Raw genomic sequence first — 14,845 nt, forward strand, 5'->3', positions numbered from 1 at the left:
AAGGATTGTTACCGAAATGAAGTCAAACTATTTCCAAACCGTGCGCAATGGACTGGCCAGCGCCGTGATCCTTGCGGCCAGCACCGCATTTGCCGAGCCACAGCATGGCATAGCTATGTATGGCGACCCCGCGCTTCCACCAGACTTTGTGTCTTTGCCCTACGCAAATGCCGATGCGCCCAAAGGCGGCAAGATCGTCACCGGCGAGGTCGGCGGATTCGATTCGCTCAATCCGTTCATCCGCAAAGGGCGGGTGCCTTGGCAGCTTCGGTTTCTCGCATTTGAAAGCCTGATGGGGCAGTCTTGGGACGAGGCTTTCACCCTCTACGGGCTTCTGGCGGAAACCGTGGAGACCGATTCGACGAATCTCTGGGTGGAATTCAAGCTGCGACCCGAGGCCCGATTCTCCGATGGCAGCCCCGTGACCGCCGAAGACGTGATCTGGTCCTACGAGACCTTGGGCACCATAGGCCATCCGCGCTATGCCGGAACCTGGGCCAAAATCGAGACATCGGAAGTGACGCCAGAGGGTAAAATCCGCTTCACATTCAAAGAGCCGGACCGCGAACTTGCCCTGATCATGGGCATGCGTCCGATCCTGAAGAAAGCGCAGTGGGACGGTGTCAGTTTTGAAGAAAGCGGGCTTGATACGATCCCTATTTCCTCCGCCCCCTACATTATTGACGACTTCGAGGCGGGTCGCTTCGTGTCGCTCAAGCGCGATCCCGACTATTGGGGCAACGATGTGCCGTTCCGGCGCGGGACCAACAATATCGACGAGCTGCGGATGGAGTTTTACGGCGACGCCACCGCCATGTTCGAGGCGTTCAAGGCGGGCGAACTGAACACAATTCGCGAGACCAGCACCGCCAAATGGGCACAGCAATACGACTTCCCGCGTGTTACCAACGGGCAAGTGGTGAAATCCGAGATCCCGCACCAGCGCCCCACGGGCATGAACGGCTTTGTGATGAACACCCGTCGCGACATCTTCAAGGACTGGCGCGTGCGCGAGGCGATGTTGCATGCCTTCAACTACGAATTCATCGACGAGAAACTGAACGGTGAAGAGGGGCTGCCACGCATCGCGTCCTACTTCCACAACTCTGTTTTGGCGATGGAGAACGGCGAGGCGACCGGCAAGGTCGCGGAGCTTCTGGAGCCCTACAAGACCACGCTTTTGCCGGGGACATATGAGGGCTACACGCTGCCGACCGGCGACGGATCAGCCCGCAACCGCGCTGGCATCCGCGAGGCATCCCGCCTGCTGGAAGAGGCCGGTTGGGTGGTGAAAGACGGCGTGTTGACGGGGCCGGACGGCCATCCGTTCGTCTTTGATATCCTGCTCAAGCAAGGCAGCGCGGAGCATCAGTCCATCGCCAATATCTACAAAGAGCATCTGGAACGCTTGGGCGTTTTCCCGACGATCACCGTGGTCGACAGCGCGCAGTATCGCGAACGCACCGATGCCTATGATTTTGATATGACGCACTTTATTCGCGGACTGTCCCTAAGCCCCGGCAACGAGCAGATGTCTTACTGGGGCAGTGACGGGGTGGTCAACCCCGGATCGCGCAACCTGATGGGGATGAACAGCCCTGCGGCGGAGGCGATGATCCAGACCATGCTGACCTCGGAGAGCCAAGAGGATTACCGCGCGGCGGTCAAAGCACTGGACCGCATTCTGACGGCAGGGCGCTATGTGGTGCCGCTGTGGTATTCCAACGTCTCGATGCTGGCCCATGACGCGAACCTGAAATTCCCCGACAAGCTGCCGGTTTACGGTGACTGGATCGGGTTCCAGCCGGATGTGTGGTGGTCTGAGTAAAGAGGCACAGATCTTATGGCAGGGCAGGTTCCCAAAGTTCTATCGGGTTTCCTTCTGGGTCGTGAATACGGGCGAACCTTCCGACACCTTCCATAATTGAGAGCTCACCGCTTTCCACACCTGCCTCGTTCAACTCCGCAATCGCAGCATCGAGATCGCCGACCCGGAAGTTCAGCATGAACGCCCGGTCTTTCGGGAAATAATCGGTGTCTTGGTCAAACGGTGAAAAGACGGTCACTCCCGGCTCTGTGATCCAAGGTGTCATTGTCGGCGAGGTCGGGACTGGGTCGATCCCAAGGTGCTTTTGATACCATGCAGCAAGAGCGCTTGGGTCTTTTGACCTGAAAAAAACGCCGCCGATTCCCAGAGCTTTTACCATGCGGTTTCCACTTCATGACGCTACGATGGAGTTTTAGTTGAGCAGAAATCCGAATCTACGGCAAGTCCGCCGGATCACACCGCGCCGCCGTTTTCCAAAGTGGAACAACTCGCTACTGCGCCGCCAGTTCCGCCGGAGGCTTCGACGGGTCTTCCTTGTTCGGGTAGACCAACCCCGCCGAGATCACCAGTTTGGCTGCGTCCTCGACTGTCATGTCCAACTCGATGATATCCGATTTAGGCACGAAGAGCAGGAAGCCGGAAGTGGGGTTGGGAGTGGTCGGCAGAAAGACCGACATCAACCCTCCCTCGGCCCCGATGCCGCGCGCAACCTCGCCCTTGGCGGAGGTCGAGATGAAGGCGATGGCCCAGATGCCACGACGGGGATATTCGACCAGACAGGCCTTCTCGAACGATGTTTCGCGCTGCGAGAACACCGTCTCGGCGATTTGCTTCAACCCGTTATAGATAGAACGCACAACGGGCATGCGGTCTACGAGGTTCTCGCCGAACCGCAGCAGGGACCGGCCCAGAATGCCCTTGCCCATCCAGCCGATCACCATGGTGAACAGCAAGAAGAACACCACCCCGACACCGCGCAGGTTGATGCCGATATATTGCTCGGGGCGGTAGTGATAGGGGACGAAGGGCAGAACCCAGCTGTCGATCCAGCCCACGACGCTCCAAGTCAGCCACATGGTCAGCCCGATAGGGGCAATCACCACCAGCCCTGCCAAAAAGTTGCCGCGCATGCGCGCGAACAAACTCGCCTTGCGAGGCGGTTTTTTGTGGTCAGGGTCCAAATCGTCCAGCAGCATTGGTGCGTCAGGTCTTTCTTAGAGTTGCGTTAACGTATGTATGGTTCCGCATGCCATCCGACAAGCAGCCAGTGAAACAAGCCGTCAATTCGCCCCGATTTGGGTCAGGTTTCGCGCTATTTCCGCTGCCAGACGCGCATTGTTGAGCACAAGCGCGATATTCGCCTCCAATGACGCGCCATTGGTCAGCTCGAAAATGCGCCCTAAAAGGAAGGGGGTGACCGATTTTCCGTCGATCCCTTGCTCTGCGGCCTCTTGCAACGCTTGCGCGATGATCGGCGCCAAGGTGGCGGCGGGGATTTCGGCGAAGGCAGGGATCGGGTTGGCCACCAGTTGCCCGCCGGGCAAACCCATAGCGGCGCGCATCCGGTGCGCTTTGGCAATGCTGGCGGCGTCATCCATGCGCAAGGGTGCCGCGAGGTCCGACTCGCGGGACCAGAACGCGGGCAGGGTGTCTTGGCCATAAGCGATAACCGGCACCCCGAGGGTCTCCAAGACCTCCAGCGTTTTGGGCAGGTCGAGAATGGCCTTGGCGCCAGCTGCAACAACAGTGACAGCGGTTTGGGATAATTCTTGCAGATCGGCGGAGATGTCGAAGCTGTCTTCCGCACCGCGATGCACACCGCCGATACCGCCCGTAGCGAACACCTCGATACCGGCGAGGCGGGCGGCGATCATTGTGGCGGCGACGGTTGTCGCCCCTGTACCACCCGTGGCGATGCAGGCGGCCATGTCAGCGCGGGACAACTTGGCAACATCCTTTGTTTGGCCCAGCGTATCCAATTCATCCGAGGTAAGCCCGATATGGAGCTGGCCCGCGATTACCGCGATGGTCGCGGGCGTGGCCCCTTGGTCGCGAATGGTTTGCTCTACCTTGCGCGCGGTTTCCACGTTTTGCGGGTAAGGCATGCCGTGGGTGATAATCGTGCTCTCAAGCGCCACGACGGGCGAGCCTTCGGCTCGGGCGGCTTCAACTTCGGGGGCGTAGCGCAAGCTGATCAATAGCGGTCTCCGGAAATGTAGGTAGCGGTTGCGGTCATTGCGTTTTGTAGCGCGGCTTCGGGGGTGGCGCCTTTGGCTTCGGCAGAGATATGAGCCGCCATGAAGGTGTCACCCGCGCCGGTGATGCGCTTCACCTGCACCTTGGGCGGCGTGAAGGTTAACAGTTTGTTGCTCATGGCCAGCGATGCGGCCTCTGCGCCGTTGGTGACCAGCGCGCGGTGCAACCCTTGCCGGAGCAGCGCGGTGGCTGCGGTCGCACTATCGTTGAAGGTTGAGCCGATTAACAACCCGGCTTCTTCAAGGTTCACATAAAGCGTGGCAGTGGAGTGGCTTAGAAACGGGCGCAGGCGTTCGGCCTTGCCGGGGGAGGCTGGCGCGAGACGCAGATCGGCCTTGGCGAACCCAGCATCAGTGGCAATCTGGGTGAGCAGATCGACGGTCAGATTGCCATCCACCGCCACAAGCCCGGTCCAGCCGGACAAAGTCGAGGTCATCGGCGCGAGGATCTCGTCACCCGCCTGCTCCAGCGAATGGGCGTCCGCGATAGCGGCAATCAATCCGTTGCGGCCCTCGATGGCCATGTAGCGGTCGGTGGGCAGATCGTCGGGGCGATAAATGTGATCGGTGATCATGCCAAGCCGTGCGCAAGCATCCAGAAGCTCGTCGCCTTCAGCATCACGCCCGATGGCGGTCAACAGGGCAGGGGTCATGCCATAGGCTTGCAGCGCCATGGCGATATTCATCGCGACACCGCCCGGCACACGGGTGATGCGACCGGGGCGGTCATGGCCGCGTTCCATCTCGTGGTCGTGGCGTCCGATGATGTCCCACAGGACCGCACCGATGCACAGGATGTCAGGTGTCTTGCTCATGGCCATCTTCAAATCAGGCCATGAGCGGGGGTTCAAGAGGGTTTCTTAGTAAACCGGCTCGTCAGTCGGGGCGTCGGCCGGGCCTTCAGATACCGCTTCTGCCACAGTTTCAGTTGCTGCCGGAGGAGGAGCCACTCCGACGGTCGCCGCCGTAGGGGCCGCCCGCGCAGCTTCCTCCACCGCGCCACAGACTCGGGAGACATGTCTTGGCAAATCCTGTGGCGCGACGCCCACAGCATTGGCCAGATAGGCCACCACGCGCCGGTCACGGTAGAAAATTTTGCGGGTCAATCCTTCCGAGCCCAAGCGGATATCACGAGAGCTGCCTTGGGTGACAATACGAAGCACTGGCTCGTAGACACCGGGGCTGGTTTGGACGTTGCACCGCATGGCTTCCACGGCAAAGGCAGGGGCGGTAGAGACCGCAGCGACGAAGATCGCGACAAAGGCAGTTTTCATAATAATTACTCCAAATACGGGTTAATAACCAAATCACGCTGCACCCGCGCAGATGCCATGACTAGGGCGGGAACGTCGAATGCATGGTATTTTCACCCTGATCTCACGCATCACTCACCTTTCGGCGCCCAAACGAGCCTTTGGGGCTTGCAGCACAGGGGGGCTTGGGGTATCTGGCGCTCACTTCGCAGGCGGGGTCGGGCCGATTGGGGGAGAAATCCCATGACGTCCACCGGTTGAGGCAAACGTCTCTGACACCCCGCTGAGGCTTAAACCGGAAAGGAAAACGGACATGGCTTTGCCAGAATTTTCGCTCCGTCAGCTGCTTGAGGCTGGCGTTCACTTTGGTCACCAAACCCAACGCTGGAACCCGCGTATGGCCCCGTATATCTACGGCGCCAAGAACGGCATCCACATCATGGACCTGACCCAAACCGTCCCAATGCTGGACCAGGCGCTGCAAGTTGTGCGCGACACGACAGCAAAAGGCGGCCGCATCCTGTTCGTCGGCACCAAGCGTCAGGCACAACGCCCGATCGCCGAAGCCGCAGAGAAATGCGCACAATACTACATGAACCACCGCTGGCTCGGCGGCACGCTGACCAACTGGAAAACCGTGTCCAACTCGATCAACCGTCTGCGGTCCATCGACGAAGCTCAGGAAAACGGCTTCACCGGCCTGACCAAGAAAGAGCGTCTGGGCATGGAACGTGACCAAGGCAAGCTTCAGGCTTCCCTCGGCGGTATCCGCGAAATGGGCGGCGTTCCAGACCTGCTGGTCGTGATCGACGTCAACAAGGAAGATCTGGCCATCGCGGAAGCGAAAAAGCTGGGCATTCCGGTGATTGCCGTGGTTGACACCAACTGCTCGCCAGACGGCATCGACTACCTGATCCCGGGCAACGACGACGCATCGCGCGCCATCGGCCTGTATTGCGATCTGGTGGCCCGTGCGGCGCTGGACGGCATGCAAGCGCAAATGGGCGCAGCTGGCGTTGATCTGGGTGCTATGGAAGAAGCTCCGGCTGAAGAAGCTGTTGCTGCTCCTGCCGAGGCACCTGCAGAAGCCTAAACCTTCCGCACGCTAATCTATTGCCCGAAGGCCGATCGCGGCCTTCGGGATCAACCCACCTCTATTCAGGAGAACCAAGATGGCGATTACCGCTGCAATGGTGAAAGAACTGCGCGACTCGACAGGCGCAGGCATGATGGACGCGAAAAAAGCGCTGACCGAAACAGATGGCGACATGGAAGCCGCCGTTGACTGGCTGCGCACCAAAGGTTTGGCGAAAGCTGCCAAGAAATCCGGCCGTACAGCTGCCGAGGGCCTTGTGGCCGTCAAAGTGGCAAACGGCGTTGGCGTTGCTGTGGAAGTGAACTCGGAAACCGACTTTGTTGGTAAAAACTCCGAATTCCAAGCCATGGTTGCTGGTGTTGCCGACGTCGCAGTTGGCGTCGCGAACACCGAAGAGCTGGCTGCTGCTGATATGGGTGGCAAGTCTGTCGCCGACGTCATCACCGCCAAGATCGCCACCATCGGCGAGAACATGTCCCTGCGCCGCATGGCCCGTCTGGAAGGCCCCTCGGTCGTGTCCTATGTGCACAATGCTGCTGCGGACGGCATGGGGAAAATCGGCGTTCTGGTGGCTTTGTCCGCTGAGAACGAAGCGTTCGGCAAGCAGGTCGCCATGCACGTGGCCGCTGTGAACCCTGCGTCGCTGTCCGAAGCTGATTTGGACCCGGCTGTTGTTGAAAAAGAGAAAACCGTTCAGATGGACATCGCTCGTGAGAGCGGCAAGCCGGAAGCGGTAATCGAGAAGATGATCGTTGGCCGCATGAAGAAATTCATGGCCGAAGTGACCCTGCTGAACCAGCAATTCGTTGTGAACCCTGACCTGACCGTCGCTGCGGCGGCCAAAGAAGCTGGCGTGGAAATCACCGGTTTCGTGCGTCTGGAAGTGGGCGAAGGCATCGAGAAAAAAGAAGAGAACTTCGCGGAAGAAGTGGCGGCAACGCTGAAAGGCTAAGCCTTTCCTCTCCCTTTGAAATTGAAAACGGCGCGCGGGACAAACCCGACGCGCCGTTTCTTTATGGTCAGACCCCCACGCTGGGGATGATGCGGGCCCGACAGGGAGGAGAGTAGCATTCACCGAAGGCTGTCGAGACCTTCCGCAAACGTGCGCCAAACGGGGCAACCCCGAGCGGCGACAACCCTTGGAAATGCAAGGTGCACCCTAACATATGCCTCACGGCCGAAACCGTCACTCTAAGGCATAGGAAAACTATTACGCCGCGGTGCGGAAATTCAAAGTACGCCTTTCCATACCTCGACATTGCGCGCTCAAGCACGATCAAAATTCGCCGCCCCTGTCGTCCAAGCGACGCAGGGGAAACTGGCAGGGATTCGGCAGAGCAGGGGGGCCGTTAGGACGAGTTTTCGATCAGGAAGAACTGGTTCTGGCTCGACGCTTTCAGGATCGCTTGCGCGGTCGTATCGACGTCCAGAGTTTCGCGGGCCAGCCTGAGATGCTTTTCGATTGTCGCGGGGTTCAGCCCCATGATCGTCGCCGTGTCCTGGATGGTCTTGCCGTCGGCGACCCATTCCAGAACCTCGCGTTGCCGCGCGGTGAGGGGGCGGCGCTGTCCGGTTGTGTGGGGCAATTGCGTGACCTTGAGATGCATGACCTTATTGGCCAGTTCCAGATCATCCCCGTATTTGTCCCAAACCGCGTCCACGTCGTCTTGTGACAGCCCGCGCCGCGCCGTGAGACCCGTTGCCCCTTTGGCGCGCATGGACACATCATGGAAGCTGACCGTATAGCCTGCGGTGACGTCCAGCCGTTGGTTGAGTGCGACGACTTCCATCTCGCCAGGGGACAGTTTTCCCGTCATGGCAAGCTCTTGCATCATCCGCCAGCTGCATGCGCCCACGTTTTCTGCCGCCCAGGCGACCATCGGGCCTTGATAATAGGCCCCGTCGCCGACGAAATGCTCGACATAGGCGGCGTCGTGATTGGTCAGGATCAACGCATCTTGCAGGTCGCCCAGCGTGGTGCCGGTCCGAAATCGCGTATAACCGTAGACGATGCGGTCAAAGCCGAACTCCGCCATCTTGGCCGTGTGCAACGACCAGACTTCCTCCAACGAGTTGCTGGCAATGAGAGCGCTGAGATGCTCTTGGATCATGATCCCGTACCAAGATGGGCTGCAAGCGCGTCAAGCGCCAGCACATATCCTTTCGCGCCGAAGCCGGCAATTTGCCCCAATGCGACGGGGGCGATAAAGGATTTGTGCCGGAACGCCTCGCGGGCGTGAATGTTGGACAGGTGCACTTCGACCACCGGCAGCTCCACCGAGGCGATTGCATCCATCAGCGCTACCGACGTGTGGGTGAACGCGCCTGCATTCAGGATGATACCGCCATGGGTGCCCTTGGCATCATGGATCGCGTCGATCAACACACCTTCGTGGTTGGATTGCAGGCTGCTTACCTTTATTCCCAAGGACTTACCGTGCGTTACGCACAGATTTTCCACGTCAGCCAATGTGACGGAGCCGTATACTTCCGGCTGACGGGTTCCCAGCAAATTCAAATTTGGCCCATTGAGGACTAGCACAGACGTCATCGACGGTTCCTTAAGAGTACCGAACAACTACCTAGGACGCAAAACAAGCCCTGTCGAGTATTTTACAGCTAAAATTCCAATACCTCACAAGACCACGCTGCAGGTCGTGTTGTCAAACGCACCCTTTACGCAGCCGATTAGGGCGAAAGACTGGTAAATTGCGCTCGCCATCGGATCCGAAGTTCCGAGCGCTGCGTTTGACGTTGGTCATTCGTCACTTCAGTTGCGAACATGCGCGCACTGGATGAGTATATGTGGCGGGCGCAAGCCCAGACATCGGCAGGGGTGGAATGTGACAGGCGGATGTTTCGTTAAGGATGTACGGTTTGCAGGGGTTCACTTCTTAATAAACGATTTACCCATAACCAGTATTATGTAAATATTTGGTTAATGCAGAACCATCTACCGGTTAGCTACATCCTTTAAACACCTGTTCCTAATCACAAGTTACCGGACAGCACTGTGCCTCACCCCAAGGCATAGCCCGCACCACGGACCGTTCGCACCGGATCATTGCCACCGTTCGCACAGAGCGCTTTTCGTAATCTGCCGACATGGACATCGACCGTGCGTGTGTCGACATAGATGTCGCGGCCCCAAACTCGGTCCAGCAACTGCTCGCGTGACCACACACGTCCCGGCCGCTCCATGAACGTCGCCAGAAGCCGGAATTCCGTCGGTCCAAGCTTCAACGGCACGTCACTGCGAAACACACGGTGTTCCTCAACATCCATGACGACGTCTTCGAACTCAAGCCTGTGACCCACCGCCGAGGGCCGCGACCGACGCAGCTGCGTGCGGATGCGCGCCAGCAGTTCTGCGACAGAATATGGTTTAACAACATAGTCATCCGCGCCAGTCTCCAACCCACGCACGCGATCTGTTTCCTCGGAGCGCGCAGATAACATAATCACCGGCGTGTCTCTGGTTTCAGACTTTGCCTTGATCTGGCGGCAGATCTCGATGCCCGACACGTTTGGCAACATCCAGTCCAGTACCACCACATCCGGCGCGTGTTCCTGCACCATCAACAGCGCTTCATCGCCGTTTTCGGCTGTCTCGACCAGATAACCCTCGGCGCGGATATTATACGCAAGAACCTCGCGTTGCGCGGGATCATCTTCAACAACAAGAACAATAGGTTGTGACACCATCTTAAACTTTACCTAGCGCGCTGTCTGTCGATGTTCGATCTTGTTTTCCACGATCCTCATCCGGCATATCTCCGGTCACCAGATAAACCACCTGTTCACATATCGAGGTCACATGATCACCCATACGTTCCACGTTTTTTGCTATAAAATGCAAGTGCATACAGGCCGTAATGTTGCGCGGGTCTTCCAACATATGGGTCAGGAATTCGCGGAACAGCGCATTATACATCTGGTCCACCTCGCTGTCGCGCTGGCGGACATCCTCGGCCAGATCCACATCGCGTTGAATATACGCATCCAGCGCGTCTTTCAGCATCACATTGACCAGTTGCGTCATCCGGCGCAACGCGCCGCCTGTACCCGTTATGGCGGGCATTTCTGACAGCACTGACGTGCGTTTGCCAAGGTTCTTGGCATAATCGCCCATCCGTTCGAGGTTGCCGGAAATCTTGAGTACCGACAGCACCGTGCGCAGATCACTCGCTGTCGGCGCACGTACAGCAATGACGCGGGCAACCTCGGACGCCACCTGTTCTTCCAGCGCGTCAATCAGCTTGTCGTTGCGCCGGACTTGGTCGGCCAACTCGGTGTCGCGCATTTCCAACGCCCGCGCCGCGTCGGAGATTGCGGTCTCCACCAGTCCGCCCATCTGCATGATCAGCGCCTGAACGCCCTCAAGATCACGGTCAAAAGCGGAGGCTATATGTTCTTGATCCATCATATCTCTGCTCCCTACCCGATCCGTCCGGTGATGTAACTCTCGGTCCGGCTGTCTTCGGGGTTGGTGAAAATCTTATTCGTATCGCCGTATTCTACGACGTTTCCCAAATGGAAGAACGCCGTTTTCTGGCTGACCCGCGCGGCCTGCTGCATCGAGTGGGTCACGATCACCACAGTGTAGTTCTGCCGGAGGTCGTCAATCAATTCTTCCACCTGTGCAGTGGCGATGGGGTCTAGGGCCGAGCACGGCTCGTCCATCAACAGCACCTCTGGCGCCGTGGCAATGGCGCGACCGATGCACAGGCGTTGCTGCTGGCCACCGGAAAGCCCAGTGCCGGGTTGGTGCAGGCGGTCCTTCACCTCGTCCCAGATCGCGGCGCGGCGCAGGGATTGTTCCACGATTTCATCAAGTTCCGCCTTGTTCTTCGCCAAGCCGTGGATGGTTGGACCGTAAGCCACGTTGTCATAGATCGACTTGGGGAACGGGTTGGGTTTCTGGAACACCATGCCGACACGGGCCCGCAACTGCACGGGATCCACCGATTTGGCGTAGATGTCCTGCCCCTCAAGCAGGATGTCACCGGTAACGCGACAAATATCGATGGTGTCGTTCATCCGGTTGATGCAGCGCAGGAAGGTGGATTTGCCGCAGCCCGAAGGGCCGATGAAAGCAGTCACGGCCTTGTTTTCGATCTCAAGGTCGACGTTCTTGATCGCATGGGTATCGCCGTAGAACACGTCCACGCCCTTGGCGCTGATCTTGATATCTTTGGACATGGTCCGCTCCGTCAAAAGGGTCTGGGTTGTATCGAGCATGTCTACCACCGTCTTTCAAATCGTTTGCGCAAGATTACGGCGATGGCGTTCATCACCACGAGGAAGAACAGCAGCACGCAGATCGCCGCTGAGGTGCGGGCCTCGAACGCGCGCTCGGGGAAATCGGACCAGCGGAACACCTGCACCGGAAGCACGCTGGCGCTGTCGGTGATGGAGCCGGGGACATCCACGATAAACGCCACCATGCCGATCATGATCAGCGGCGCGGTTTCGCCCAAGGCCTGCGCCATGCCGATGATGGTGCCGGTCAGGATGCCGGGCATGGCCAGTGGCAGCACGTGGTGGAAGGTCGTCTGCAAAGGCGAAGCACCAAGGCCCACAGCGGCGTCGCGGATGGACGGGGGCACCGCACGGATCGCCGCCCGCGCCGCGATGATGATCGTGGGCAGCGTCATCAACGCCAGCACGATCCCGCCCGCCAAGGGTGCGGAGCGCGGTACGCCGAAGACGCCGAGGAACACCGACAGGCCCAGCAGGCCGAACACGATGGACGGCACGGCGGCTAGGTTGTTGATGTTGACCTCCACGAAGTCGGTCAGCTTGTTCTTGGGGGCGAATTCCTCAAGGTAGATCGCCGCCAGAACGCCCGTGGGGAAAGCCAACAGGAAGGTGACGAGCATGGTCCAGAACGAGCCCGCGACTGCGCCCCAAATGCCCGCCAGTTCCGGCTCACGGCTATCGCCTGCGGTGAAGAAGCGGGTGTTGAAGACTACATCCACCCTGCCCTGCGACTTAAGCTGCTCGATCCAGATGATCTGGTTATCAGACACTTTACGGGAGGCTTCGGGCAGGTCGGTGGTGTAAAGGCCCCAAGTGTTGGTCGCATCGACCGTTCGCTCCATCGGCACGACGGCTTCGGCCAGACCACCGTTCGGCGTGATGCGGGTCATTTTCAGCCAGCCACCGGCCACGTTGATGAGCACCGAGCGGTTGTTTTCGTCCAGCACCTCGTCGCCGCCTTGCGCCGCTGCACGGGCCTCCAACTCGTCCGCCTGTGCCAATAGCGCATCGCGGGCGGCGGCGCGGGCGTCTGCCAGCTTTGCGTTCTTCTCCCGCTCCTCGGCAGCATCCGCCACGTCAGCGCGGCGGGTGAATTCAACCACACCGTTCTCCTGCAACCGCGCCTGCCCGCGCAGCTTGGCGGCCTCAACGACCAAGCCCTCTTTCACCCGCGCCAGCGCTTTGCTGAAATCATCGGCGGTCGAGGAGACGAGGTAGGATCCGTCCTGCTCGGTCAGGGTCAGGTTGCCGTCCACCGGCTTGGACACGAGATCTCCGAAGTCGCCCTTCAGGTAAAGGTCGGTCACGTCGGAGGCGAGGAACGGGTAGTCGATGGTCTGGCCCACCAGCGACGGATCGACGGCGACCTTGTCGGCCAACTCGAACGCAGCACCGGACGAGGTCAGGTCATACAGCTCGCGCCGCGTCGTGCGGCCCTTGGCGTTGGGAAACTGTTCTTTCAGCATATCCTTGGACAGCCCGGAGAAATCCGCGCGGCGGATGATCTTCGGATCGCGCGTGCCGTCAGGATCAATCTCCGACGCCTCCAGAGTGATCGGCAGCGTCAGATAGGTCTCAGTCAGCGCCCCGCCCGCCTTGGTAAAGACCGAGCCCAGCAGCGCGACCAGTGCCGCAGCCGCCAGTGACAGCGCGATGATGCCATAAGCCTTCAGCCGCGTCTCGGCGGCGCGCCGTTTGCCGACCCGCTTGGCAGAGGCCGCGCCGGTGTGGCGTGCGCTGAGTGTTGTCATATCAACCATTGATCCGGCCCCTAGTCGTAAAGTTCGCGGTATTTGCGCACGACGCGTTGCGCTGCGATGTTCATCAGCAGGGTCACGCAGAACAGCGTGAAGCCCAAGGTGAAGGCGGGGCCTGCGGCGGTGGAGGCTTCTGTGTCGCCGGTGATCAGCATGACGATTTGCACCGTCACCGTGGTCACGGCCTCCAGCGGGTTGGCGGTCAGGTTCGCCCCCTGCCCTGCGGCCATCACCACGATCATCGTCTCGCCCACCGCGCGGGATACGCCCAGAAGCACCGCCGACACGATGCCCGGCAAGGCAGCAGGCAGGACCACCTGGCGGATGGTTTCCGCCTTGGTAGCGCCCAGACCGTAGGAGCCGTCGCGCAAGCTCTGCGGCACGGCGTTGATGACGTCATCACTGAGCGACGAGATGAAAGGGATAATCATGATCCCCATGACGATGCCTGCCGCCAATGCGCTCTCGGACGCGATGGTCAGCCCGATCGCCTCGCCAGAGTTGCGGATGAACGGTGCCAGTGTGATCGCGGCGAAGAAGCCGTAGACCACCGTGGGAATACCGGCCAGCAGCTCCAGCATCGGTTTGGCCCACGCACGCACACGGGGGCTGGCGAAGTCGGACAGGTAGACCGCCGACAGCAGCCCGATGGGCACGGCCACCAGCATGGCGATCACGGTGATCATCAAGGTGCCCGCAAACAGCGGCACGGCACCGACCTTGTCGGGGTCCAGTTTGCCCGCCTGCACACCGGACAGCGGCGACCATGTGGTGCCGAACAGGAACTTGTGGACCTGCCAGTCGATGTTGTTGAAGAAGTTGATCGTCTCGAAAATTAGCGACAGGACGATGCCCACCGTGGTCAGCACCGCGATGGCAGCCGTGAGCATCAGGATGCGACGGATGATGGTTTCCGACCGGTTCCGCGCGCGCCAGTCCGGCGCGATGCTGCGCAAGGCCCAGATGCCGCCAGCGATGGCAAACAGCATGGACAGCGCGATGGTGCCCCATTTCAACCAGGCGTCCTTGGAGACCACCTGCGCGGCGATGCCTTCGCGCAGCGGGTCGGTCTTGGACGCGATGCCGCCGGATGCGATTGCCCGCGCGTCGGACAGGACCAGTTCGGCCTCAATGGCGGACAGGTTCGGGTCGGCGTTCAGGATCGCGGCCATCAGGTCGCGCTCCAGCCATGCGGCCCAAAGCGAACCGACGACCACCAGCACCGCGATGCCGCAAATCGCGGAGACCAGCATGGCCAGCGTACCGTGGAAATTCGGACGCGAATGCAAAAGACGCACGTCCCCGCGCACCACAGCCACCGCACGACTGCGCCCGATGACGAAAAACGCCAGCGCCAGCGCGATGATCGCAAAGAAAGTGAGTGTCTGCATCCG

General features: G+C 59.8%; 15 protein-coding genes. 3 read left to right on the plus strand and 12 right to left on the minus strand.

What is annotated here, in order from left to right:
• The first annotated feature begins 16 nt into the window (after positions 1–16).
• On the plus strand, positions 17–1,828 hold the full coding sequence (locus tag BDE40_RS05530) for an extracellular solute-binding protein (RefSeq protein ID WP_134013437.1): 1,812 nt from the start codon (positions 17–19) through the stop codon (positions 1,826–1,828).
• 13 nt (positions 1,829–1,841) lie between these two features.
• Here the strand turns inward: BDE40_RS05530 and BDE40_RS05535 are convergent, their stop codons facing one another.
• The 5 genes from BDE40_RS05535 to BDE40_RS05555 form a co-directional block, all read right to left on the minus strand.
• Positions 1,842–2,207, minus strand: a complete 366-nt coding sequence (locus BDE40_RS05535) for a VOC family protein (protein WP_134013438.1) — start codon at positions 2,205–2,207, stop codon at positions 1,842–1,844.
• Between the two features lie 112 nt (positions 2,208–2,319).
• The gene (locus tag BDE40_RS05540; RefSeq protein ID WP_134013439.1) at positions 2,320–3,024 is read right to left on the minus strand and encodes a DUF502 domain-containing protein; all 705 of its coding nucleotides are present in this window, start codon (positions 3,022–3,024) and stop codon (positions 2,320–2,322) included.
• Positions 3,025–3,108: 84 nt separating this feature from the next.
• Positions 3,109–4,026 carry a pseudouridine-5'-phosphate glycosidase gene (locus BDE40_RS05545; RefSeq protein WP_134013440.1) on the minus strand — a complete coding sequence of 306 codons (918 nt, stop codon included), beginning with the start codon at positions 4,024–4,026 and terminating at the stop codon, positions 3,109–3,111.
• Positions 4,023–4,898 (minus strand): PfkB family carbohydrate kinase, encoded by an 876-nt coding sequence (locus BDE40_RS05550; protein WP_134013441.1) that lies wholly within the window; start codon positions 4,896–4,898, stop codon positions 4,023–4,025. Before BDE40_RS05550 ends, BDE40_RS05545 begins: the two co-directional genes overlap by 4 nt.
• A gap of 45 nt (positions 4,899–4,943) precedes the next feature.
• Entirely contained in the window at positions 4,944–5,357 is a 414-nt protein-coding gene (locus BDE40_RS05555) for a hypothetical protein (RefSeq protein WP_134013442.1), read from the minus strand.
• Between the two features lie 292 nt (positions 5,358–5,649).
• Here BDE40_RS05555 and rpsB point away from each other — a divergent pair, with 292 nt between their 5' ends.
• Both rpsB and tsf read left to right on the plus strand, forming a co-directional pair.
• The gene (gene rpsB, locus BDE40_RS05560; RefSeq protein ID WP_134013443.1) at positions 5,650–6,429 is read left to right on the plus strand and encodes a 30S ribosomal protein S2; all 780 of its coding nucleotides are present in this window, start codon (positions 5,650–5,652) and stop codon (positions 6,427–6,429) included.
• 79 nt (positions 6,430–6,508) lie between these two features.
• On the plus strand, positions 6,509–7,384 hold the full coding sequence (tsf, locus tag BDE40_RS05565; protein WP_134013444.1) for a translation elongation factor Ts: 876 nt from the start codon (positions 6,509–6,511) through the stop codon (positions 7,382–7,384).
• A gap of 397 nt (positions 7,385–7,781) precedes the next feature.
• Here tsf and BDE40_RS05570 read toward each other — a convergent pair whose 3' ends face one another.
• From BDE40_RS05570 to pstC, 7 genes are all read right to left on the minus strand, one after another.
• Complete coding sequence (locus BDE40_RS05570) at positions 7,782–8,543, minus strand: LuxR family transcriptional regulator (protein ID WP_134013445.1); 762 nt, start codon at positions 8,541–8,543, stop codon at positions 7,782–7,784.
• On the minus strand, positions 8,540–8,983 hold the full coding sequence (gene aroQ, locus BDE40_RS05575; protein ID WP_134013446.1) for a type II 3-dehydroquinate dehydratase: 444 nt from the start codon (positions 8,981–8,983) through the stop codon (positions 8,540–8,542). Before aroQ ends, BDE40_RS05570 begins: the two co-directional genes overlap by 4 nt.
• A 467-nt stretch (positions 8,984–9,450) precedes the next feature.
• Entirely contained in the window at positions 9,451–10,137 is a 687-nt protein-coding gene (gene phoB, locus BDE40_RS05580; protein WP_134013447.1) for a phosphate regulon transcriptional regulator PhoB, read from the minus strand.
• Between the two features lies 1 nt (position 10,138).
• The gene (phoU, locus tag BDE40_RS05585; protein WP_211342399.1) at positions 10,139–10,858 is read right to left on the minus strand and encodes a phosphate signaling complex protein PhoU; all 720 of its coding nucleotides are present in this window, start codon (positions 10,856–10,858) and stop codon (positions 10,139–10,141) included.
• Between the two features lie 11 nt (positions 10,859–10,869).
• A complete protein-coding gene (gene pstB, locus BDE40_RS05590) occupies positions 10,870–11,673 on the minus strand; it encodes a phosphate ABC transporter ATP-binding protein PstB (RefSeq protein ID WP_073141600.1) in 804 nt (267 codons plus the stop codon).
• 2 nt (positions 11,674–11,675) lie between these two features.
• Entirely contained in the window at positions 11,676–13,454 is a 1,779-nt protein-coding gene (gene pstA, locus BDE40_RS05595) for a phosphate ABC transporter permease PstA (RefSeq protein WP_134013448.1), read from the minus strand.
• 11 nt (positions 13,455–13,465) lie between these two features.
• Positions 13,466–14,842: a phosphate ABC transporter permease subunit PstC gene (gene pstC / locus BDE40_RS05600; RefSeq protein WP_134013449.1), complete on the minus strand. Its 1,377-nt coding sequence runs from the start codon at positions 14,840–14,842 to the stop codon at positions 13,466–13,468.
• Between the last annotated feature and the right edge of the window lie 3 nt (positions 14,843–14,845).

The sequence above is a fragment of the Litoreibacter halocynthiae genome, from assembly GCF_004365635.1.
GTDB classification, from domain to species: Bacteria; Pseudomonadota; Alphaproteobacteria; order Rhodobacterales; family Rhodobacteraceae; genus Litoreibacter; species Litoreibacter halocynthiae.

What these genes read in the sequence shown, in the direction of transcription:
- BDE40_RS05530 (WP_134013437.1), top strand. Translation starts at nt 17, where the DNA reads ATGAAGTCAAACTATTTCCAAACCGTGCGCAATGGACTGGCCAGCGCC.
- BDE40_RS05535 (WP_134013438.1), bottom strand. Translation starts at nt 2,207, where the DNA reads ATGGTAAAAGCTCTGGGAATCGGCGGCGTTTTTTTCAGGTCAAAAGAC.
- BDE40_RS05540 (WP_134013439.1), bottom strand. Translation starts at nt 3,024, where the DNA reads ATGCTGCTGGACGATTTGGACCCTGACCACAAAAAACCGCCTCGCAAG.
- BDE40_RS05550 (WP_134013441.1), bottom strand. Translation starts at nt 4,898, where the DNA reads ATGAGCAAGACACCTGACATCCTGTGCATCGGTGCGGTCCTGTGGGAC.
- BDE40_RS05555 (WP_134013442.1), bottom strand. Translation starts at nt 5,357, where the DNA reads ATGAAAACTGCCTTTGTCGCGATCTTCGTCGCTGCGGTCTCTACCGCC.
- rpsB (WP_134013443.1), top strand. Translation starts at nt 5,650, where the DNA reads ATGGCTTTGCCAGAATTTTCGCTCCGTCAGCTGCTTGAGGCTGGCGTT.
- tsf (WP_134013444.1), top strand. Translation starts at nt 6,509, where the DNA reads ATGGCGATTACCGCTGCAATGGTGAAAGAACTGCGCGACTCGACAGGC.
- BDE40_RS05570 (WP_134013445.1), bottom strand. Translation starts at nt 8,543, where the DNA reads ATGATCCAAGAGCATCTCAGCGCTCTCATTGCCAGCAACTCGTTGGAG.
- aroQ (WP_134013446.1), bottom strand. Translation starts at nt 8,983, where the DNA reads ATGACGTCTGTGCTAGTCCTCAATGGGCCAAATTTGAATTTGCTGGGA.
- phoB (WP_134013447.1), bottom strand. Translation starts at nt 10,137, where the DNA reads ATGGTGTCACAACCTATTGTTCTTGTTGTTGAAGATGATCCCGCGCAA.
- phoU (WP_211342399.1), bottom strand. Translation starts at nt 10,858, where the DNA reads ATGATGGATCAAGAACATATAGCCTCCGCTTTTGACCGTGATCTTGAG.
- pstB (WP_073141600.1), bottom strand. Translation starts at nt 11,673, where the DNA reads ATGCTCGATACAACCCAGACCCTTTTGACGGAGCGGACCATGTCCAAA.
- pstA (WP_134013448.1), bottom strand. Translation starts at nt 13,454, where the DNA reads ATGGTTGATATGACAACACTCAGCGCACGCCACACCGGCGCGGCCTCT.
- pstC (WP_134013449.1), bottom strand. Translation starts at nt 14,842, where the DNA reads ATGCAGACACTCACTTTCTTTGCGATCATCGCGCTGGCGCTGGCGTTT.